Here is a 20,276-nt window from a genome sequence, read left to right as displayed (position 1 = left end):
CTCCCCGAGGTGACAGCATGACCGCACCCCAGCCACGCAAACGCCCCCAGCGCCGCACCACCACCGAGCCCGCGACGACCACCGGAACCGTTGACGGCTCCAGAGAGAGCGCCGAGGCTGGGACTCACGAAAACCCCGTGCGCGCGCGTGAGGCTCAACACGACCGCCGTGCGGCCCCGTTCGCACCCGGCAATGACGCCGCCCGCACGCATGGCGCCTACTCGCCGAGCGTCGTCGGCGCGCTGGCCGTGGAGTTCGCACAGTCCGCCGTGGATGCGATGCCGTTGCTTGCTCTCGACCGCTTCGCCTTCGCGCTCCGGGCATGGAGTCATGCCGAGGCGCGGTGCGAGTTGATCCGCCGCCATCTCGACGGGCACGGTGTGCTCAACAACCGCCACACGCCCCGCATGAGCCTGCTCGTCGCTCTCGCGGCATCGGAGCGCGCCGCGGCCCGTGGGCGCTCCGAACTCGGCCTGTCCCCGGAGAGCGCCGCACGGATCGTCGCGCTCCTCCGAGGTGCTGGCGCTGACGTGCTCTCACCCGACGAACGAAAGGCTCTGCTGTGATCCCCAGGCCGACCAAGCCCCGCCCCGAACGCCTCCGCGCCGCGCTCGCTCTCGCCCGCGTCGCGGAAGCCTCCCGCGACTGGCTCGCAATCACCATGAGCGGCACCGGCGAGTACCCGCGAGCGGGCAAGGGCTCCCACCCCGCCCCCGGCGACCTCGCCCGCGCCGTCGCGATCGCACGCAACCCTGCCGACGCGACGGAGCACGCCCGAGCCCTCGTCGCAATCGCCCGCATCGCCGAGCAGACGCCCAACCTGCTCGCGCCGGTCGAAGCCCTCGGGCGCGTCACGTTCGGCGGCGGGCTGTCGTACCGAGCGGATGAGTACCCCGGCTCCAGCCTCGGCGTTCACCGCGCGACGGTGGCAACGCTCAGCACGACCGACCGCGCCACGGTGGAACGCATCGTGTCCGTGTTCGCGACGGCCCGCGACCTCGCGTACGACGAGATCGGAGCGGACTCGTGAGCGCCCGACTGACAGCCAATCACCCGCCGCGCCGCTCCACGCCGCGTCTTTCCGGGGCGTATGGCCGATGCGCTCACCGACCCGCTCACGTACGCGCGGTTCCTGCACCCTTTACGGGGCCGGAAGCGAGGTCATCGTGAACGTCGCCGAACTCACGGCGCTACGCGAGGCGGAGCGGACGAGTCCCACGAGCGTTCTGCACCTGCGCGAACTGTTCGCCGAGCCGTGGGGCACGCCACTCGACGCCCTGGCCGTCGTGCTCATCAACACGTATCGCAACCTAGAGTCCGGTTTCCCGCTCACCGAAGCGACCCGAGAGGAGTGGATCGGCTGGTTCCGCCACGTCGGCTACATCCACAACCTCGCTCGCTACGGTCAGATGCGACCCGCGGGGCCGATCGTGCTCTACCGGGCCGCGCGGCCCGAATACCGCGACGGGCTCTCGTGGACGCCGAACATCGCCACGGCCCGCCGGTATCAGCGCCGCGACGCTCGCGCGCGGCTGTGGACGACGACCGCCGAGCCCGGCGACTTCCTCGCCCGCGTGTCGCCGTCGATCCTGATTCCTGGTGCCGAGGAGTGCGTAGTGGAGGCCCGCCGAGAGGCAATCAAGCCGGTAGTCGCGCACGCCGAACCGTCGCCGCACCGCGTCCTGTTCGTCTGCCTGGGGAACATCTGCCGGTCACCGCTGGCCGAGGCGATCCTGCGAGCGCGCGCCGCCGAGAGCGGCGTACCCGTCGAGGTGGCATCGGCAGGCGTCAGCGCGAACCCCGGCGACCCGATGGACCCCGACACGCTCGCGGACGCCGCCCGACACGGCATCGACGGCACAGCGCACCGCGCCCGCCGCTTCACACACCACGACCTCCCGCGATACGACCGCATCGTGGCGCTGGATGCGAAGGCCGGAGGGCACATCCGGGCGCTGGAGCGGATGATGCAGACGCCCGCCGTCGTGGAGGTGCGTCCGGTCGTGAACCCGTGGCACCGGGCCGAGAGCGTCCACCAGCGCGCACGTGAGGAGATCGGCGCCATCTGCCGCGACGTGCTCGCGAGCCTCCCGTGCGCCGCCGCCGAGCCGGAGCCGACCGAGCGGGGGAAGGTCACTGCCGCCGACCTGCAACGCGCACGGGCCAACATGCACCACATCCGCGAGCCCGAGGAGAACCGATGAGCCGACCAAAGCGCCGTTCCGAACGGCGACCGATCCCCACCCTCGCCGAGAGGGAAGCACGCGCACGAGAGGCAACCGCCGCCCGTCGCCGCCACGACGCTACGGAACGGACACGAGCGCTCGCCGAACGAGCCCGCATCCTGCTCGCCGACGCGCACACCCACAGGCTGGAGAGAGCCGCCGCGCGAGTCCGCGCCGACCGTGAGCGCGAGGCCCGGCATGCGGCCCTCCGACCCGTCCACGAACGGCTCGTGGTACTCGCCCGCGCTGATCTCGTCGCGGCCATACACGAGACATCCGACACCTTCGAATGGAGCCCAGCATGAGCGGTCGCAACCTCGACCCCCACCGCATCCACCACGCCCGCCACGTCATCGGAGACGCGGGGGTGAAAGCCTCGATGGCGGCGTACGAGGCCATCGCCCAGGGCGTCTACAAGAGCGACCTCGCGGGCACGACATCGACCGAAGCGACGGCGGCGATCCGCGAGGCTCTGGAGGCGTCGCGGCTCGTACCGGCGGCGCTGTCGTTCGCGTGCGCACACGCCGCCGCAGACGAACCCTGCTGGCCCGATTCGATCGTTCGCGGCGCCTGCGGCGAGCGCATCCATCACGCGATCCAGGCGACCGCGATCTGAGAGGAGACGACATGCCGATCCCATCCGGGGCGCGCTACCCCGGCGAGTCCGACACGCACCGCGCGGCGCGACGCGCCGAGGAGGAGCGCCAGCGCGCCGAGGCCGAACGCGCCGCACTCGCCGAGCGCCCGCCGAAGCCGAAGCCTCGCCCCGCGCCGAAGCCTGCGCCGAAGCGTGCACCCGCCGCGCCGCCCGCATCCGAGCCCCCGGCGCCCGAGCCGCCGCGCCGCACCTGGCGCGACCTCGACGCCGCCGAGATCAACCGCTACTGACCGGAGAACACCATGACCACCACGACCACCCTTCCCCTAGGCATCGCCCTGCGCCCCGAGGGCACCACCGCGTGCGCTCACTGCGGCACGCCCGCGACCGGCCCGACCATCCGATTCGACGTGTTCAGCCGAGAGGTGCCGGTCGGCTCCAGCCAGGGCACCCGCGTCGAGGAGGTTGTGAACGGCGGCACCGTGGACCTCGGGCTGTGCGACACGTGCTCGGCGACCGGCGGGCACGCCGCCCGACTGCTCGACGCGAATCCCCGCATCGCCCGCGGCATCGGCTCACCGGCCCGGCATCAGGTGACGTGCGCCCTGAACGCCCTCCAGGTGATCGGCGCGGCCCTGCCCGAGCAGACGACCGACGAGGCACTGCGTGAACTGCTCGAACTGGCACCGCTCGGTGCCGCCGCACGTTGGTCCGCGCGGTTCTCGCCGACGCTACGGCGCGGAAGCCGGGAGGAGCACGCCGCGAGCGAGCCGTGGCTGTTCGTCGGCACCGACATCCGCACCGACATTCGGCGCGGCTACGCCCACTGGCTCGCCCGCCGCCTTCCCCCGCGCCCGGCGGCGTGCCCGAGCGGCGGATGCCTCCTCTGCGGCGTCGGCGAGGTCATGGCCCGGCACGGTGACAAGCCCTGGCGGGAGACGACCGTCAACGCCTCCGTGCTCAGCGGCGTTGGGGGCTCCGTCACCGGCCACCTGTGCCAGCCATGCCAGGCCGCACAGGACGACGCGGGGAGCCACATGCTCGACGCGGCAATCCTGGCCGTCGTAGACCCCGACCGAGCCATCCGCCGTAAGCGGCCCTACGCTCCGACCGTGAACGGCGCGCGAGGGTGGGCCGTGACGGGCCGCAAGCCGAACCGCAAGCCGTTCGGGCACCTGAACCTCGACGGCCTGCGTACGTCGCTCCTGAGCGGCGACTGGTGACTACTTCACGCGACGCGCGGCAATGATCACGTCGGCGACAGCGTGGAGCAGATCAGCGGACACCGCCAGAGCGTTGTTGCACATCGCCGTCACCTCATCGACGGATCGGTGGATGCGCTTGGTCCGCCCTGGCTCGTCCGGGCGCTGATAGTCCATCGCGTGGGCGATTTTGTTGCGGGCCGTGAAGAACGGATCGAGCGACTCAAGCGACGAGTCTGAGATGCTTGCGTGTGGCACGCCGAGCGTGCCGCGAACGCGTTTCTTTAGATCGCCGCTCCCTTGGAAACTCGCCCGTGTCTTCGTGGCGAGGTAGTACTCCAGCAGGCCATCTCGCGGCTCAGCACCGATGATCGCGTTGCGGAGCCCGTCGTCCACGTTGTTCTTCCCGGAGAGCGCCTGTTTCAGATGCGCCTCGTACTGGAGGCGGGCCGCTGTGCCCGCCTTCGGGATGAGGTAACGGCCAGCGTCCCAGATGATGCGTTGCATCGAGGCGTCGATCCCGCTGGACGCCATCACGAGCGCGGAACGGAGGAGGTCAACTTCCTCGCTTGCGGGCCGACCCGTGGTGGTGGAGTTCGCGTTTCGCCGCTGCTCCGCGAGCGCCTGGGAGGCGTTGACAATGCCCTGAACAGAGTTATGCGCACCGCGAAGGAAGCGGTACGCGTTGCGCACCTCTGGCACTTTCTCCTTCGGCCCATCCCGAAGATCAACGATGACGCCCGGCATGTCTGCGACCGTATCGCACTTCTAACCGCGGTTAGGCCGCCGCCGCCTTTGGGGGCGATACGCTCGCGGCATGGACGATGGAACCGGCGCCGCGATGATCGGCCTATGGGGTGTCGTGATCGGCGCCCTGCTCTCACTCGTCGGCACTGTGATCGTGCCGTGGATTCGGGACTCAGCGGAGCGGAAGCGCGCCGAGCGCGAACAGATGGCACGGGAGCGTCGTGATCTCCTTCTCGCGACGATGGCGGCGCTCCTGGAGATGCGTCAACGCCCTATCGGTGATCCCAATCGCGGCGGGGCGCAAGCACAATTCGGCGCCCGCCTGAATGAACTCACCGTGCGGCTGACGCCCGATGAGCAACCGATCCTCGACGTACTCATGCTCATGCTCACGATGGTGCAGGAACGCACGCGTGGCGTGGAGAACATGGTCGGTGAAGCGATGCTCGTGCTCACCCTGTGGGCGCGTGGAGACATCGCGACCGCCGCGGTGATCCCCACCGTGGAGCGTCAGGCGGGCGTGAAGTTCTCCGAGGACCGTAAGTCCGCCGAGCGCGCTCCCGCGGAGGGGCGAGCATGAGCGACACAGAGGATGTCGTCATGGCGCGCATGGAATCGCTCCTTAAAGCGATGCGTCCGAGGGTTGATCTGACACACAAGCGCTCAGATGAGTTGATCGCTGACATCAGTCGGTGGCGGAAACCCGATCCGCTTCGGACGAGTCTGGTCATCAAGGACGCGCCGGAATGTGGCTGGTACATCCAAGTGGATTCTGTCGATCCGCCGCCCGCGATCGAGCACTGGGGAATGCAGATCGCCGAGATCGCGCATCACTTGAGGAGCATCCTCAACACCACACTCACTCGGATCGTGCTAGCCGACGGTGGCACGCCCTCCAAGGCGCTCCAGTACCCGATTGCTCTCACGGCGAAGTCATGGCGACAGCAAGCGGGCCGAATCAAGGGTCTGCCCGAGCGTGTACAGCGAGCCATCTATGCAAGCCAGCCGTTCATGTGGGCGCGGAATACCGGCAATCTTGCTGAGAATCACCTACTCGCTGTGCTTGCCTGGGTAGACAACGAGGACAAGCACCGCTTGGAGTTGCAAGGCAGTCTCGCGCCATCTTGGATCGAACACGAAGCGCGCATCATTGACGCGGACGGCGTTGCGCGCCGCGTCGAACCCAAACTCACATACGACTGGAGCCTCACTCCTGGCTCGCGCGTCGTGGATGCCGACACAACGCCGCACGTGGTCTCAGAGATGGACAAGATCACGCTCGATCTACAGATGGAGATTCTGTACCCGGATGAACTGGGCACCACGACGATCGTTCATCAGTTGATCGAGGAGATGTGGAGCGGAGCGCAGGATGCCATCATGGCTCTCGCGGCGGCTTGGGCAGATGAGGCGATCGACTACCGCCTACTTGCGGGTTCATCAGACTTCCTCCAGGGTGCGGCGTTCGGCAAGGCCGCGGTGGACACCCACGCGGGCGCCGGGACCTGGGACGACGACTTCGCGCGACGGCGCTACACCCAGCCGCCGAAACACCTCGACCCTGAGGAGATAGTGATACCGCCCGAGGTGTTCGACAGTCCGACTGACGAATCAGATGACCAGAGGGTTGTGTGGGAGTCCATCAAGCGGAACCTCCGGCGAGGCTTCGGCGCGGACTGAGCGCCCTGAGCGGCGGAGACATCGCCCTCGGCGTCTCACGAATCCCTCACGAAAGCCGAAGTGACAGTGGGTGACGCCGGGGGAGACGCCGGGACTCGTGCGCGCGTGCGCGCGCGTATAAAGGTGACTGCCCGTGACGCGGCGTGACGGGGCGGGAAAGCCGTGTCGGACTGGGGGTCAAGGGGTCGCAGGTTCAAATCCTGTCAGCCCGACCGCAAGTCCCGGAAACTCAAGAGTTTCCGGGACTTTCCAGTTGGTGAGACGTGATCCGGTCATCGAAGAACCATCACTTTGACGTTCTCACGACACTTTCGGGCCGTCGTGCTCCGGCATGGGAGCGACCGTGCTGGTTGTTGCCGATTCGTGGGTGGGCGCAGGACGCACCTGTTCGGTATGGACACCGAACACAGCCCGGCCGGCAACCCCTGGGCCTGGAGCCGATGCTCGACGTCGGCGATCTCGCCGAGTACCCGGGGGTTCCCGCCTCCACCGACTACGACGGGCGCGCTCATGGTCTCGGCCCGCGCGCGTATCGCTTCGGGAAGCATCCGAAGTTCGCGCTCGCGGACGTGCAGATCTGGATCGAGCAGCAGCGCGATCCAGAGCCGCCTGCACCGGCGGGTGGGCGGTGATCCGATGAGCCGGCAGCGCCTGACCATCGGCACCTTCGGGGCGATCGGCCGGCACGAGATCGAGCCAGCCGGTCAAGCTTGTGGACGATGGCGTAGTCGACGGAGTGCTCCCGCGCATAGGTGAGCATCGGTCTGCGCTCTGGTCCGGTCGGCGTCCCGTCCCTAGTGTCCGCGGTTGACGAACTGGCTGAAACGAGGGGTTCCACGTCCGTGCGAGTGTATTTGATTTGCCTCACGCTGGGCAGGGATAGAGGAGCCACCCCGCTCCACGGTCAGCTAGGAGAACAGTCGAGACACGGATGTACGAAACGGCCGATGTCAGCGGGGACGGGGCAAGGACAGTAGTGGCAACTTCAAGGAGATCGCGGTCGTCAGCCCTGTCGCAGAAGGACGGCCCGGTGAACCGGTTGCGGGTGCGTTGATCACCTTGGTGCAGAGGTTGGAACGCGCGCTCGCCCGCCAGCAACTGCAACTCACCAATCGGGTGCTGGAAGCGAACCCAGTGCTGTTCTCCCTCGTCGACGGGGTTGATGCGGCGCTAATCGAGCTGATTCGAGACGAGCTGGGTGCGGAGCAGTTCGTCAGCATCGCCGAAACGCTCGCCGCGGAGACCTTCGCCGCGGCACGGGCGACGGAGCAGGAACGGCAGATGCTGTTCAGTGTGTTCGAGCTCCGCGCGCAACGTCTTGTCGAGATGCGGGCGTCCGGGCGCCTCTCGATGGCGCAGGAGACGTCGGCGCGACCTCGTCTGGTCGACGCAGTGCTCGATGGGCTCCTGCCCCGGTATGCGAACTGGGAGAGCATCGAGTCACCACTGGACCCTGTCCTGGTACGCCTCGTCGTCGACTGGGCACTCGAACAGCCCGGGTTCACCCGGGAAGCGGAGACCGTGTACCGGCGGACGGACGTAACCGACCTCGCTGTATCCCTGTCCGGGCTACTGCTGGCCTGGCTAGAGGGGCTGCCGTTCACAGCGCTCGCAGCACGCGCAGGAGTCAGCATTGACGTGCTGCTTCGCATCCACGCCAAGCTTGTCTTGTTCGACTTGGTGACCCTGGTAGAGCAAGCAGTGGCCATCCTCCAGCAGCATCTGACGTCGGAGGGCGTCACCCTCGCCCCAGCGGTCACCTCGTTCCCTGACTTCCTGCGGTTCGGTGTCTCCACCGCGGCTGCTCGTGAACTGATGGCCAAGGGCGTCCGACACCGGGCCGCGGCAGTGAAACTTGGCGCGCACTCGGCGATGAGCTCGCCCGGAAACCTCCTTTCGCTTTCAACCCCGTGGACGATCGCCCGGGACCTTCTCGCGGACACTGACACCTGGCTTCCTCGCCTGGGCGATCTGGTCTACCAGCGCACCGTTGCGGACGTGGCAATCAGGAGGCTCATCTAGGGGCAAGTCCTCTCGGGGCCGAAGCCCTCCTCTTGGTCATAAGGAGGCGCGCGAGCTCAGCGTACGAATCGCTCTTTCTGAGCAGTCCTTCATGCTGCGTTCGCCGTGGGGCTCGCGCAGTGCTGCTTGGATCGCGACATCGTGCACCCGGGTTTCATCGTGCTCTACTCGCCGCTAGTCACCTATCACCCGCCTGGACGCAATTCGCCGGTGCAGCTCGATCATTCGCTTCCTGCAGGGATCGTCGCTGACTTCTATCGCGACATCCAGGCGAGCTTCGATGGGCAGATGATCGTAATGAAGAACCTGGACCCGACCGAGCCGTTCGGCCCGGATGCAGTAGATATCCCGTTCACCAAGGAACTCGGAGTCGGCCGCTAGGGCTTCCTTCCGCCAAGGACCGGCTGACCTGGCTGCATTCGCGGTGAGCCAGGGCATGGCATTGCGACGACTCAAGACCGCCGCGGTCGCGTAGCGCTGTATGTGGCGAGTGTCTCCGGCGGGCTCGCCGATCGTAATGGGGGAGCACCCGGCATGCCGCGCATCGCCGGTTGACGCCGTGTCGACGTCAACCGGGCAGTCTCAGGATCCCATTCGAGCCATGAATTGAGAGGGCACCGGCAGTTCAGAGAAGCCGTACTGCTCATAGAGCCCGTGTGCATCTGCCGTCGCAAGGAGAGTCCGGCGCAACCCCAACGGCTCCAGGTCGGCGATGACACCAGACATCAGCATCTTTCCCACGCCGACGCCTCGTACCGCAGGGGCCACGAACACGTCGCAGAGCCAGGCGAAGGTCACGCCGTCCGTGACGACGCGGGCATACGCGACTTGCTCCCCAGAGGTCTCGTTCCACACGCCGTAGTTGCGCGACGAGTCGATGGCTGCGTCCTGCACCGCTCGCGGGCGACCGACCGCCCAGTACGACGCCTCAGACAACCACCGGTGCACGAGCGTGCGGTCGATCCGGTCCGACTCGCTCGAGAAAGAAGTACTGGCTGGTCATGATCCATGACTATCACGAAGTCGGCAGGGGGAATCCGATGAGTCTTCCGCTGGTTGGATGGTTCCATGCCGGCAGTCACCCACGTTCAGTTGCACCCGTTCGTGAGGGGGAGGTTCAGTCCTCTTCGGTTCGATCCGGGCAGCACTCTTTCCGGTGAAGAGGTGGATGTCCTCCTCGACGCGGCACGGCACGCGCCTTCGGCAGGCAACTCGCAACCGTGGTCGTTCATCGTGGGGCGCCGCGGTGATGATGTTCACCGACGGTTGACGGCCCACCTGGCGCGCAGTTCCTCGATCTGGGCCGCAGACGCCGGGCTTCTCCTGGCGAATCTCGCTCACCGTCACGTCGAGGATTCTGGCTTCGAGTACTCGGAGTTCGCGCACTACGACCTCGGCCAGGCGTTGGCGCACCTGACGTTCCAGGCTTACGAGATGGGGATGCACGTCCACCAGTTCCGCGCGTTCGACCGGGCGGCGGTGGCCGACGAGTTCCAGGTTCCTCCGCACTGGGAAGTGACCACCATGGCGGCGATCGGTGTGCCGGAGGCCGGTGCTCGACAGCTCACGGGCGCGGGAACGAGCCGGGAGCGGATGCCGCTCGATGACATCACGTGGGCGCGAGCGGTGGGCTGACGTCGGCGGTTGCGCCTGCGGAGACGCAACTCATGGCCAAGAAGCTCGAAGCCCTCCGGCGCTGCGGCGGTCAGCACTCCGGATTGTAAAAATATGTAGACCGGTCTATTCTGAGTCGCATGACCTCTAAAGGCGACCAGACCCGGGCGCGACTCGCGGCGTCCATGCTCGAACTCATCCAGACCAGCGGCTACAGCGGCACGGGCTTGAACGCGGTGATCGACCACGCTGACGCCCCGAAGGGATCGATCTACTTCCACTTCCCCGACGGGAAGGTGGGGCTGGGCGTCGCCGCGGTCGAGCTCGCCGCGGCGCAGTTCGAGGCGCTGATCGCCGAGGCTGCGGTCTCGACGGGCAGTGCGGCCAGTGCGGCACGCGCGGCGATCGAGGCGTTGGCGAGCATCGTCAGCGAGAGCGACTACCGGCTCGGTTGCCCGGTCTCCGTCGTGACGCTGGAGATGGGCGCCGAGAGCGAAAAGCTGCGGCAGGCCTGCGCCAGCGCGTTCGAGTCGTGGATCGCGCCGACGGCCGCACTCCTCGAGGGGAACGGTCTCGCCGCCGAAGACGCCCGCTCTCTGGCGACCGTCGTCGTCTCGATGATCGAGGGTGCGGTCATCGTCTCCCGCGCCACGCGGAGCACCCAGCCCCTGGAATCGGCTGCTGAGGTCATCGCGGAGCTGATCGAGCGGCGCGTCGAGAACGCCGGGGGAGCCAGATGAGCGCTCAGGACGCCCCGCGTCACGCCCTCGTGCTGGGTGCCTCGGGGCTGGTCGGCCGGCACCTCGTGCTGACCCTCGCGAGAGCCGGAGTTAACGTCACCGCGGCGGTGCGGAGCGCCGCATCCGGGGTGCGCGTCGAGGCATGGCTGCGGGAGCACGGCCTGGCGAGGAGCGTCGACATCGCGATCGCCGACTTTGACGCGCCGGAGATCATGGTGGGCGGCGCGGCGGCCTTCTCGCATGTCACCGAGATCCACAACTGCGCCGGTGCGTATCGATTCGGGATGCCCGCCGAGGAAGCGCGGGCCGCGAACGTCGGCATCGTCGAGAAGCTCATCGATCTCGCGGCAGAACTCCCGATGCTGCAGCGCGTGGTTCACGTCTCGGGGTACCGCGTCGGTGGGCAGGACCCCGACGCCGTTCCCTGGTCGGAGGAGCACCGCGCGGCGGTCTACGCGGAACTGGGCGGCTACGAGGCGTCGAAGGTGGAATCGGACGCCGTCTTCCAGGCCCGGGCCCGGGAGCGCGACGTTCCCTGGACCATCGTCAATCCGGCCAGCGTGATCGGGGACAGCGCGACGGGGGAGTCCGACCAGCACATCGGATTGGCGAGCACCATCGAGCAGATCTGGGACGGGACTGCGACCGCGCTGCCCGGAGGCGCGGCGACCTTCCTTCCCGTCGTCACCGTCGACTACCTGGCGGCGTTCATGGCGGCTGCAGCGGTCGATCCCGATGCCGTGGGCGCGGCCTATTGGATTCTCGACGATGCGACCCCGTTGCTGGCCGATCTGCTCACGGACGTCGGGCGGCATCTCGGGGTGAGAATCCCGAGCCTGAAGGTGCCGGCGAGCGTGATCACGCGGCTGCCTCGATGGATCACCCGAGCTGACCCCGAGACCCTCGGCTTCCTGTCCGCCGATCGCTATCCCACAGCATCCGCGATCGAGCTCGCCGATCGGCACGGGCTCCGTCTGCCCGACGTGCGGGTGTCGCTCGAACGGTGGGCCGACCATCTCGCCGCGCACCGTTTCGGTGCAGCCGCGGGTGACGAGCGCCGATTCGTCGACGTCGCCGGTGTGCGGACCTTCGAGCTGGGAGCATCGGGATCCCGTCGGGTGATCCTCCCCGGGCTGCCGGTCAACGCAGACACCTGGTCGGAGGTGGCATCGGGCATCGGCGCGCGAGCGGTCGATCTTCCCGGTCTCGGGCTGAGCGGCGGAACGGGCATTCACGACTGGGAGCGCTGGCTGCCCGCGATGCTCGGGGACGAACCCGCCGAACTCATCGGCCACTCGATCGGCGCAGCAGCGGCGGTCATCGCCGCCGACCGGTTCCCCGAACGGATCGAGTCCCTCACGCTGATCGCGCCTTTCTTCCTGCAGGCGCCGGTGCGCGGGTCGGAACGTGTGCGGATGCTCGTTCGCGCCTTCTTGCGGCGTGCCGATCCCGTGCAGCTGTCACGCCGGCTCACCGGCGCGGGTGCGAGCGCGAAGGCTCTCGAGAGCAGCATCCGCGACCTCCGGAGAGGTCGTGCGAAGAGCGCGGCCGAGCAGCTCACCTCCGCCGGATCGACGCGATGGCGAGCTGAGCTCCGTGACGCGCTGGGGCGATTCCACGGCCCGGTGCGCATCATCACCGGAAGCGAGGACCCGCTCGACCCTGCCGCGGTCGCGCACCTGGAGTCGCTTCCCCACGTCGAGCTGATCTCTGTGCCCGGGGCCGGGCATCATCCGCAGCTCACCCACAGCGACGTGCTCATCGATCTGCTCGGTCATCCCGCGACCCTTCCGCAGATCGGGAAGGCTCGTCCGTCGACCGCCGCGTACGCCAGCTACGAGATGAGGACCGCATGACACACGAGACACTCCCGCACGGACTGAGACCGGCAACGTCCGGCGACCTCGGCGAGATGACGCGAATCCTCACGGCGGCGTTCTTGGACGACCCCGTCTGGGGACCCTCGTTCCCCGATGTCGAGACGCGTCCGCAGGTGGCCGGCGCGTACTGGCGGTTCATGGTCGGACAAGCCCTGCGCTTCTCCGAGTCGCGAGTGCTCGAGGGCGGCTCCGATGGCGAGGGCGAGTCGCAGGGTGCGAGCACGCGCGGCGCTCTTCGCGCGGTCTCCGTGTGGTACCCGCCGGGTGAGGACGAGATCTCCGTCGAGGCCCATGCTGCCTACGATGCGCTGGTCAGCGAGTTGCTCGACCCGGAGGCTGCTGCCGCCTTGGAGCAGGCCGGTGCCAGGTTCGCCGATGCCCGGCCCAGCGATCCGCATGCCTACCTGACACTGCTCGGTGTGGCGCCCGAGGCCCGCGGCGGCGGGCACGGCATGGCATTGCTCCGAGCGGCCCTGGCCGATTATGACGAGGTGGGGATCGCCACCTACCTGGAGTCGTCGAACCCGGCGAACGACGTGCGTTACGAAAGGCTCGGGTACCGTCCCCGCGCGGTGGTGGAACTCGTCGGAGGCGTTCGGGTGCAGACCTACTGGCGTGATCCGCAGAGTGCTCGGCCAGCGCTCTGACGCGCATTCCGCTCATCGTGCGGAGAGCGGACGGTGAGCAGTGCGACCGCGCCGGGCCGCTCACGCGATGGTGTGCATGCCGACGTTCACGACCCGTCCGTCGGAACCACGGTAGAAGAAGCGCGTGACGCCCCAGGGCTCGTCCGTGAGCGGATGGACGACCTCCAACCCGGCCGACTCCACGCGGGCGAGTGCGGCGCGGACGTCGTCGACGAAGACGGAGACGTCGGGTGCGACGGATGCCGTGGCATCCCGCGTGATGAGGCTCAGCTGATGACCCTCGTCGTCGCCGAGGGTGACGATCCACCCGTGGTCCATGAGCACGCGGAGGCCGAGCGCAGCCGTGTGCTCGGCGACCGCGCGCGGGAGGTCGGTCACAGTGAGGTTCGGAACGATCCGGTGCACGTCCATGCATTCATTGTGGTGACGGCATCCGACACTCTCAGCCCGCACTAATCTTGCAGTCGTGTAATATTGCACGTCTGCAATAATCCTCACGCCTTCCGAAGGGCTGGAATGTCAACTGTCTCCACCCGCACCGGTGCCACGCCGGTCGCGAAATCTGACGCGTCGAAGCCGATCATGACGCACCGTCAGATCCTCCTCGTGATCTACGGTCTCATGGCCGGAATGTTCCTGTCGTCTCTCGACCAGACCATCGTCGGCACGGCGATCCGCACGATCGGCGACGACCTGCACGGCCTCGACCAGCAGGCCTGGGTCACCACGGCGTACCTGATCACGTCGACCATCTCCGTGCCGATCTACGGCAAGCTCTCCGACATCTTCGGGCGCCGCCCGCTGTTCATCTTCGGCATCTCGGTGTTCATCATCGGCTCCGTGCTGTCGACGTTCTCGACGTCGATGCTGATGCTGGCCGGCTTCCGCGCCTTCCAGGGCATCGGCGCCGGCGCGCTGATGTCGCTGCCGCTCGCGATCATGGCCGACATCCTCGCCCCGCGCGAGCGCGCCAAGTACCAGGGCTACTTCTTCGCCGTGTTCGGCATCTCCTCGCTGATCGGCCCGCTCGTCGGCGGTCTCTTCGCAGGTGCCAACGAGATCCTCTGGATCTCCGGCTGGCGCTGGGTCTTCCTCATCAACCTGCCCATCGGCCTCATCGCGCTCGGCATGGTGATCACCTTCCTGCACCTGCCGAAGGTCGCGAAGCACGACAACCCGCGCATCGACTGGTGGGGAGCGACCGCAGTGATCGTCGCGCTCGTGCCGCTGCTGCTGGTCGCCGAGCAGGGCCGCGAGTGGGGCTGGGGCTCCGTCGCCTCGATCGCCTGCTACGTGATCGGCGGACTCGGCGCCATCGGATTCGTGCTCATCGAGATCGCCATGAAGAACGACGCGATCATCCCGATCCGCCTCTTCCGCTCGAACACGTTCTCGTGGGCGACCATCATCGGCGTGCTCGTGGGCTTCGGCATGTTCGGCGCCATGATGACGATCCCGCTGTACATGCAGATCGTCGCCGGTCTCACCCCGACCGAGTCGGGCTTCGCGATGCTGCCGATGGTGGTGGGCCTCATGGCCTCCTCGATGGCGGCCGGTCAGATCACCGCGCGCACCGGCAAGTACGGCATCTTCCCGCGCACCGGCACCCTGACCACGGCGGTGGGCTTCCTGCTCCTGACGTTCGTCTCGTCGACCACCTCGGTGTGGTTCATGATGATCGGCATGTTCGTGGTCGGTCTCGGCCTCGGCCAGCTGATGCAGTCGCTCACCATGGCGAGCCAGAACGCGGTCGAGGCGCCCGACATGGGCGTCGCCACCAGCGCAGCGACGTTCTTCCGTCAGATCGGTGGAACGCTGGGTACCGCGATCATGCTGTCGGTGCTGTTCACCCTGCTGCCGACGAACATCACGCACAGCATGGGCGACAAGCCCACGCTGACGGCCGCTCTGAACGCCGCGCTGGATCCCGCCGTCGCCGGCGAGAAGCAGAACAAGGCCGTCATGGAGCAGCTGTGGACGCCGATCGTCGGCCCGCTGCAGGAGAACATCCAGTCGCAGCTCGACAAGGGCGTGACCGAGGCGAAGGCCTCGGCGGGCGAAGCCGTGACGACCGCGGTGACCGACTCCGTGAACCAGGCCGTCGCCGCGGGGCAGCTTCCGGCCGCCGCCGCGCAGACGGTGATCGACCAGAAGGTCGCGGAGGCCACCCCGGCCGCCGAGGCCAAGGCGCTCCAGGCCGTCGCCGACAAGGCTCACGCCTCCGTGACGGACGGCACCGTGTCTGTGGACTGGTCGGACAAGGCCCAGCGCACCTACTGGGTGGACCAGCTCGTCCCCGACATCGCCGAGAAGATCAACAAGGGCACGTCAGAGGCATCGAACGGATCGAGCAGCTCGGTCAGCGACACGTCGTTCCTGAACGGCGCGGATGCCGCGCTCACCAAGCCCTTCATGGTCGGCTTCACCCAGGCGATCGACGTGATCTACTGGGTAGGCTTCGGGGTGCTGATGCTCGCGTTCGTGCTGAGCTGGTTCTTCAAGGCTCCGCCGCTGCGCACCCGCTCGGCTCTGCAGGAGATGGCCGACGACGCCGGCATCAGCGAGACCGGGACGATCAAGGTGCAGAGCTGATATGACGAACGACCAGAGCGCAGGGGAGCCCGAGGGGCTTCGCGAGCGCAAGAAGAAGCTGCGGCGGGAAGCGCTGCACGAGGCTGCCCTGCGCCTGGTCGAACGTCAAGGGCTCGACGGAACGACCGTCGAGCAGATCTGCGAGGAGGTGGGGGTCTCACCCCGCACCTTCTTCAACTACTTCCCGTCGAAGACGGCGGCGGCCCTCAACCTGCCGGAGCAGATCATCTCTCCGGAGGCAGCTGCGCGGTTCCGGTCGGCGACGGGGGAGCTCATGCCCGCGATCTGTGATCTCCTCGCCGACTCGATGAGCTCGGGCGTGGAGCGCACGAGGCTCAAGAAGCTCGTCACGGAGCAGCCGCAGCTCGTCGCGACGTTCACGCAGTGGATGGGAGCGCTGAAGGCCGAGTTCGGTCTGCTCATCGAGGAGCGCGCCGGGTCGCCCGAGGTGGCGGATGCCGCGATCCTCCTCGCGCTGAGCTCGCTGCGCACCCTCATGCACCGTCCGGCCGACGACACCCGACCGGATTCGGTCAGGCTCCTGGAGACGATGGACCGTCTGATCGCCGTGCGCCACGCGCCGATGGTCGGCCCGTAAGGGGCGAGGCGCTCACTCCCGAGGTCGTGAGACCCTCCTCAGCAGCAGCCGGTACGCCAGGGCGCAGGAGCTGAGGACGACCGCCCCCACGAGCACCGGGGTGAACAGGTAGCCCCACCCCGCGTGCGTCATCATGATCGCGATCGGAGTACCGCCCGCGGGCGGATGGATAACGCGGGCGAGGGCCATCGTCGCCATAGCGAGCCCCACGGCGAGGCCGAGGCTCCACCAGGCGACGGGCATCATGGCGTGCACGACGAGCCCGCACAGCGCGGCGATGACGTGGCCGCCGATCACGTTGACCGGTTGCGACAGTGCAGCATCCGGCATCAGGAACACCAGCACGCACGACGACCCGAATGCGGCTATCAGGATCGGTGTCCCCGTGAGGTCTCCGGCAAGGCCGAGGACGGCGATGGTCAGGCCGCCGGAGACGGATGCCGCGAGCACGAGGTGCCATGGGACCGCATCCGGTGCAGGGCGCAGCCGGTTCCACCGACGCGAGGTCCGGGAGTGATCTTCGGAGGGCGGGTGCTCTGTCACGACTGCTCCTGACGGGGTGAGAGCGTGCGAGGGGCAGGGAGCCTGGAGCTCGACCTGCCCCTCGCAGGTGGTGTGCTCAGGTTCCGGCCTGGGTCGGCTGCTGCGCGTACGAGTGGGCGCCCGTGCCGCGGTAGCCGCCGCCCTCGACGATCAGGTACTCGGGGCGGATCGGGTCTCCTGCGAACCAGTCCTCGAGGATCTCTCTGGTGCCGGCCGCATATCGGGCCTGCCCTGACAGGGAGGTGCCAGACGTGTGCGTGGTCATGGCGTTGTGGGGCATCGTGCGCCACGGGTGGTCGGCCGGCGCCGGCTGGGGATCCCACACGTCGCCCGCGTACCCGGCGAGGTGGCCGGACTCGAGCGCACGCACGATCGCGTCGCGGTCGGCGATCGCCCCGCGAGCGGGGTTCACGATGTAGGCCCCTCGCGGCATCGTCGCCAGCAGGTCGTCGTCCAGCAGGCCCCTGGTCTCCTCGGTCAGCGGTGCGTGGACCGTGAGCACGTCGACGTCCTTGACAAGGTCCTCGATGCTCTCGTGGAAGGTGAGGCCGTATTTCTCCTCGTACTCCTGAGGCAGGCGGAAGCGGTCGGTGTAGCTCAGGCGCACGCCGAACGGCGCCAGACGTTCGATGACGGCGCGGCCGATGCGGCCCGCAGCGAACACGCCGACGCGCATCCCCTCCAGGTCGTACGACCGCTCCACCGCATCTGCGATGTTCCATCCGCCGTCCACCGCGATCTGGTGCTGCGTCACGAAGTCGCGCACGAGCACGAGAACCTGCATCACGGTGTGCTCCGCGACGCTGATGCTGTTGCTGTACGTCACCTCGGCGACCGTGATGCCTCGGGCGTTCGCGGCGTTCAGATCGGTGTGGTCTGATCCGATGCCCGCGGTGATGACGAGTTGGAGGTTCTTCGCGCTGTCGATCCGCTCCGTCGTCAGATACGCAGGCCAGAACGGCTGCGAGATGACGATGTCGGCATCCGGGAGCTCCCTCTCGAAGACCGAGTCCGCGCCCTCCTTGTCGCTCGTGATCACGACCGTGTGCCCCTCCGACTCCAGCCAGTCCTTGAGGCCGAGCCCCCCGGACACGCTCCCGAGCAGCTGGCCGGGAACGAAGTCGATGGCCCGGGGGGAGGGGACGGTCGCTCCGCCGGGATACGAGGTGATCGCAGGGATGCTGTCCCGCGCATACACCGGCGGATAGCCGGTCACGGGGTCGGGGTACAGGACGATGAGAATCTTGGACACAATCTCTCCATTCAGGTGAGGCGCATCTCCATCGGCGCCCGCACATCTCACGTTACGAACGCCGATAGTCGGCAACAACGAACCGTTGGTTGCTGCCTCACAAGCGATGGTTGTGGTTACGATGAGACTGTGCTCAGCCCCGCTATGCCCGACCTGAGGGCGCTCGAACTGCTCGAGGCGATCGTCCGGACAGGGTCGATCACCCTCGCCGCGAGCGAGCTCGGCATCACTCAGCAGGCGGCATCCCTCCGGCTCCGACGGCTGGAGCTGCGACTGGGCAGGCAGCTCGTGATCCGCGCAGCGCGCTCGTCGCAGCTCACAGAGGAGGGCGCGGCAATCATCGAGAGGGCCAGGCCCGTTCTTGCCGCGGCCGCTGTCATGGACGCAGGGCTCGACGAGATCCTCGCCGGCTCGCGGGCGGTGACCGTCGCGGCCAGTCTCACGATCGCCGAGTACTTCCTTCCCCAGTGGATCAGGTCGTACGCCGCGGGCGGCGGCGATCAGCGCGCTGTGCGGTCGCGGGCGACCAACACGCGCGACGTCGTGCGCCTGGTCGCCGAATCAGAGGCGGATCTCGGCTTCGTCGAAGGCAGCGAGCCGCCGCGCGGCCTCCGCTACGCGTTCCTCGCGAACGATGAGCTCGCGGTGCTCGTCGCACCCGACCATCCCTGGGCTCGTCGCGGGCACATCAGTCCGTGGACTCTCGCTGCGATGCCGCTCGTCACGAGGGAGGAGGGTTCGGGATGCCGCGATGTCGTCATGGCCGCCCTCCTCGCCCACGGTGTGGAGCGTTCCGCCCTCGCCGCGCCGGCGTTGGAGCTGCCCAGCAACACTGCGGTGCTGGAGGCGGCGGCATCAGGTGTCGCCCCGGCCGTCATCAGCACGCGTGCCGCGGAGTCGTATCTGCAGGATCGGCGGCTGATGCGCATCCGCGTGGATCGCGTCGTCTTCCAGAGGCAGCTCGGCGCGGTGTGGAAGCAAGGGGCGCACCCGTCCGCCCCGGTGGCGCGGGCTCTGCTGCAGGCCGCAGCTACGATGCGACCGCGTTCCTGAGGCTGATCGCCGGCGGCTAGAGCGCCATCCCGGCGAGACGGGCGAGCCTCTCGGCCATCGCCTGCGGCTCCCAGGAGTGCCACGCGCCTGCCAACTGCTCGGAGCGGCCGTCTGGCGCGGCCTCCGCGAGCGCGTCGGCCGTGGCGATCATGCCGGGGAAGGTCTCCGTGCCGACGAGGGCGACGACGGGGGCGGCGACAGGTGCGAGCGCGTTCCGGTAGCCGCTCTCCTCGACCGCGGCCAGAGCCTCTCCATCGGGGATCCAACTGTGGATGAGCCCGGGATAGTCGGGGGACTTCTTGAGCTCTTCGAGCCATTCCGGCGGCATCCCGATCATGTACCTCGCGACCGCCTCCTCGAGATCGCCGGCGTCGATCGACTCGCGCACACGGGCCCACCACGACGGCGCTCCGCCCTCGAAGAGTCCGAGCGGAGCCTCCCACAGCACGAGTCCGGCCAGCTCGGGCAGGCGGGATGCGGTGAGCATCGCGATCGCGCACCCGGAGGAGTGGCCGATCAGGATGACGGGAGCCTCCGCATCTCGGGCGAGCGCCTCGATCGCGTCGAGTTGGGCGGTGAGCTCGATCGGACCCTCCGATATGCTCTCGCCGCGCCCGAGCCTGTCGGCGATCAGGGCGCGTCCGCCGAGTGCGGCGAAGGCTTCACCTGTGGCGAGGGTGATCGGGTCGTCGGCACGTGTGGGGCCGGCGCCGGCGATGAAGACCGCCGTGGGTGCGCCCGGCGTTCCGAGGTCGTCGTAGACGATGCGGTCGCCCCGAGGGGTGGTGAGAGCGCTCATGCCGCGGCCTCGATCGGATGAGTGAGCTCTGCGTCGAACTCGAGGGTCTTCCTGCTGTCCATCGTCATCTCCCATTTCAAGACT

The 20,276-nt window shown here is 68.0% G+C and carries 24 protein-coding genes; 18 read left to right on the top strand and 6 right to left on the bottom strand.

The genetic code is table 11. The annotated features are described in order from the left end of the window. The 6 genes from CQ047_RS16600 to CQ047_RS16580 form a co-directional block, all read left to right on the top strand. The coding region (locus tag CQ047_RS16600; RefSeq protein ID WP_219844642.1) for a hypothetical protein at positions 1–566 on the top strand (566 nt) is incomplete at its 5' end. Continuing rightward, entirely contained in the window at positions 563–1,030 is a 468-nt protein-coding gene (locus tag CQ047_RS18955; protein WP_181155984.1) for a hypothetical protein, read from the top strand. The genes CQ047_RS16600 and CQ047_RS18955, both read left to right, overlap by 4 nt. Positions 1,031–1,166: 136 nt before the next feature. Then, positions 1,167–2,204, top strand: coding sequence for a hypothetical protein (locus tag CQ047_RS16595; protein WP_181155983.1), 1,038 nt, complete (start codon positions 1,167–1,169; stop codon positions 2,202–2,204). A gap of 322 nt (positions 2,205–2,526) precedes the next feature. Then, entirely contained in the window at positions 2,527–2,841 is a 315-nt protein-coding gene (locus tag CQ047_RS16590; protein ID WP_105676988.1) for a hypothetical protein, read from the top strand. 11 nt (positions 2,842–2,852) lie between these two features. After that, positions 2,853–3,113 carry a hypothetical protein gene (locus tag CQ047_RS18950; RefSeq protein WP_181155982.1) on the top strand — a complete coding sequence of 87 codons (261 nt, stop codon included), beginning with the start codon at positions 2,853–2,855 and terminating at the stop codon, positions 3,111–3,113. A gap of 12 nt (positions 3,114–3,125) precedes the next feature. Beyond that, positions 3,126–4,046: a hypothetical protein gene (locus CQ047_RS16580; RefSeq protein ID WP_105676985.1), complete on the top strand. Its 921-nt coding sequence runs from the start codon at positions 3,126–3,128 to the stop codon at positions 4,044–4,046. On the opposite strand, the gene CQ047_RS16575 is transcribed toward CQ047_RS16580, so the two are convergent. Then, the gene (locus CQ047_RS16575; protein WP_146114377.1) at positions 4,047–4,772 is read right to left on the bottom strand and encodes a hypothetical protein; all 726 of its coding nucleotides are present in this window, start codon (positions 4,770–4,772) and stop codon (positions 4,047–4,049) included. A gap of 70 nt (positions 4,773–4,842) precedes the next feature. Between CQ047_RS16575 and CQ047_RS16570 the strand changes: the two genes are divergently transcribed. From CQ047_RS16570 to CQ047_RS16550, 5 genes are all read left to right on the top strand, one after another. Further along, the gene (locus tag CQ047_RS16570) at positions 4,843–5,352 is read left to right on the top strand and encodes a hypothetical protein (protein WP_146114376.1); all 510 of its coding nucleotides are present in this window, start codon (positions 4,843–4,845) and stop codon (positions 5,350–5,352) included. Continuing rightward, complete coding sequence (locus CQ047_RS16565; protein WP_105676981.1) at positions 5,349–6,452, top strand: hypothetical protein; 1,104 nt, start codon at positions 5,349–5,351, stop codon at positions 6,450–6,452. The genes CQ047_RS16570 and CQ047_RS16565 overlap by 4 nt, the downstream gene beginning before the upstream one ends. A gap of 440 nt (positions 6,453–6,892) precedes the next feature. Next, complete coding sequence (locus tag CQ047_RS16560) at positions 6,893–7,084, top strand: AlpA family transcriptional regulator (protein ID WP_105676980.1); 192 nt, start codon at positions 6,893–6,895, stop codon at positions 7,082–7,084. A gap of 439 nt (positions 7,085–7,523) precedes the next feature. Next, positions 7,524–8,474, top strand: a complete 951-nt coding sequence (locus CQ047_RS16555; RefSeq protein ID WP_146114375.1) for a hypothetical protein — start codon at positions 7,524–7,526, stop codon at positions 8,472–8,474. 126 nt (positions 8,475–8,600) lie between these two features. Next, complete coding sequence (locus CQ047_RS16550) at positions 8,601–8,855, top strand: hypothetical protein (protein WP_146114374.1); 255 nt, start codon at positions 8,601–8,603, stop codon at positions 8,853–8,855. Between the two features lie 201 nt (positions 8,856–9,056). Here the strand turns inward: CQ047_RS16550 and CQ047_RS16545 are convergent, their stop codons facing one another. Next, positions 9,057–9,368, bottom strand: coding sequence for a GNAT family N-acetyltransferase (locus CQ047_RS16545; protein ID WP_374954072.1), 312 nt, complete (start codon positions 9,366–9,368; stop codon positions 9,057–9,059). A 174-nt stretch (positions 9,369–9,542) separates the two neighbouring features. On the opposite strand from CQ047_RS16545, the gene CQ047_RS16540 reads away from it, so the two are divergent. The 4 genes from CQ047_RS16540 to CQ047_RS16525 all read left to right on the top strand — a co-directional run bounded on the left by CQ047_RS16540 (position 9,543) and on the right by CQ047_RS16525 (position 13,355). Then, a complete protein-coding gene (locus tag CQ047_RS16540; protein ID WP_105676972.1) occupies positions 9,543–10,109 on the top strand; it encodes a nitroreductase family protein in 567 nt (188 codons plus the stop codon). 119 nt (positions 10,110–10,228) lie between these two features. Continuing rightward, positions 10,229–10,828, top strand: a complete 600-nt coding sequence (locus CQ047_RS16535) for a TetR/AcrR family transcriptional regulator (RefSeq protein WP_105676971.1) — start codon at positions 10,229–10,231, stop codon at positions 10,826–10,828. After that, the gene (locus CQ047_RS16530; RefSeq protein ID WP_105676969.1) at positions 10,825–12,684 is read left to right on the top strand and encodes an alpha/beta fold hydrolase; all 1,860 of its coding nucleotides are present in this window, start codon (positions 10,825–10,827) and stop codon (positions 12,682–12,684) included. Before CQ047_RS16535 ends, CQ047_RS16530 begins: the two co-directional genes overlap by 4 nt. An 83-nt stretch (positions 12,685–12,767) precedes the next feature. Further along, positions 12,768–13,355, top strand: a complete 588-nt coding sequence (locus tag CQ047_RS16525) for an N-acetyltransferase (protein ID WP_181155981.1) — start codon at positions 12,768–12,770, stop codon at positions 13,353–13,355. Positions 13,356–13,415: 60 nt separating this feature from the next. Here CQ047_RS16525 and CQ047_RS16520 read toward each other — a convergent pair whose 3' ends face one another. Next, entirely contained in the window at positions 13,416–13,766 is a 351-nt protein-coding gene (locus CQ047_RS16520; RefSeq protein ID WP_105676966.1) for a VOC family protein, read from the bottom strand. Positions 13,767–13,937: 171 nt separating this feature from the next. Here CQ047_RS16520 and CQ047_RS16515 point away from each other — a divergent pair, with 171 nt between their 5' ends. Continuing rightward, on the top strand, positions 13,938–15,947 hold the full coding sequence (locus CQ047_RS16515; RefSeq protein ID WP_105676965.1) for an MDR family MFS transporter: 2,010 nt from the start codon (positions 13,938–13,940) through the stop codon (positions 15,945–15,947). A 1-nt stretch (position 15,948) separates the two neighbouring features. Continuing rightward, a complete protein-coding gene (locus CQ047_RS16510; protein WP_105676964.1) occupies positions 15,949–16,545 on the top strand; it encodes a TetR/AcrR family transcriptional regulator in 597 nt (198 codons plus the stop codon). A gap of 12 nt (positions 16,546–16,557) precedes the next feature. Here the strand turns inward: CQ047_RS16510 and CQ047_RS16505 are convergent, their stop codons facing one another. Together CQ047_RS16505 and CQ047_RS16500 are read right to left on the bottom strand one after the other, a co-directional pair. Next, positions 16,558–17,088: an HPP family protein gene (locus CQ047_RS16505; protein WP_105676963.1), complete on the bottom strand. Its 531-nt coding sequence runs from the start codon at positions 17,086–17,088 to the stop codon at positions 16,558–16,560. Between the two features lie 76 nt (positions 17,089–17,164). Further along, positions 17,165–18,340 (bottom strand): NAD-dependent formate dehydrogenase, encoded by a 1,176-nt coding sequence (locus tag CQ047_RS16500; protein ID WP_105676961.1) that lies wholly within the window; start codon positions 18,338–18,340, stop codon positions 17,165–17,167. A gap of 129 nt (positions 18,341–18,469) precedes the next feature. Here CQ047_RS16500 and CQ047_RS16495 point away from each other — a divergent pair, with 129 nt between their 5' ends. Then, complete coding sequence (locus CQ047_RS16495; RefSeq protein ID WP_105676960.1) at positions 18,470–19,393, top strand: LysR family transcriptional regulator; 924 nt, start codon at positions 18,470–18,472, stop codon at positions 19,391–19,393. Positions 19,394–19,409: 16 nt separating this feature from the next. Here CQ047_RS16495 and CQ047_RS16490 read toward each other — a convergent pair whose 3' ends face one another. Continuing rightward, the gene (locus tag CQ047_RS16490) at positions 19,410–20,192 is read right to left on the bottom strand and encodes an alpha/beta fold hydrolase (RefSeq protein ID WP_181155980.1); all 783 of its coding nucleotides are present in this window, start codon (positions 20,190–20,192) and stop codon (positions 19,410–19,412) included. Positions 20,193–20,276: the final 84 nt, after the last annotated feature.

Source organism: Microbacterium sp. MYb72 (assembly GCF_002979415.1).
GTDB lineage: Bacteria > Actinomycetota > Actinomycetes > Actinomycetales > Microbacteriaceae > Microbacterium > Microbacterium natoriense.
This window is presented reverse-complemented; position numbering and strand designations above follow the sequence as displayed.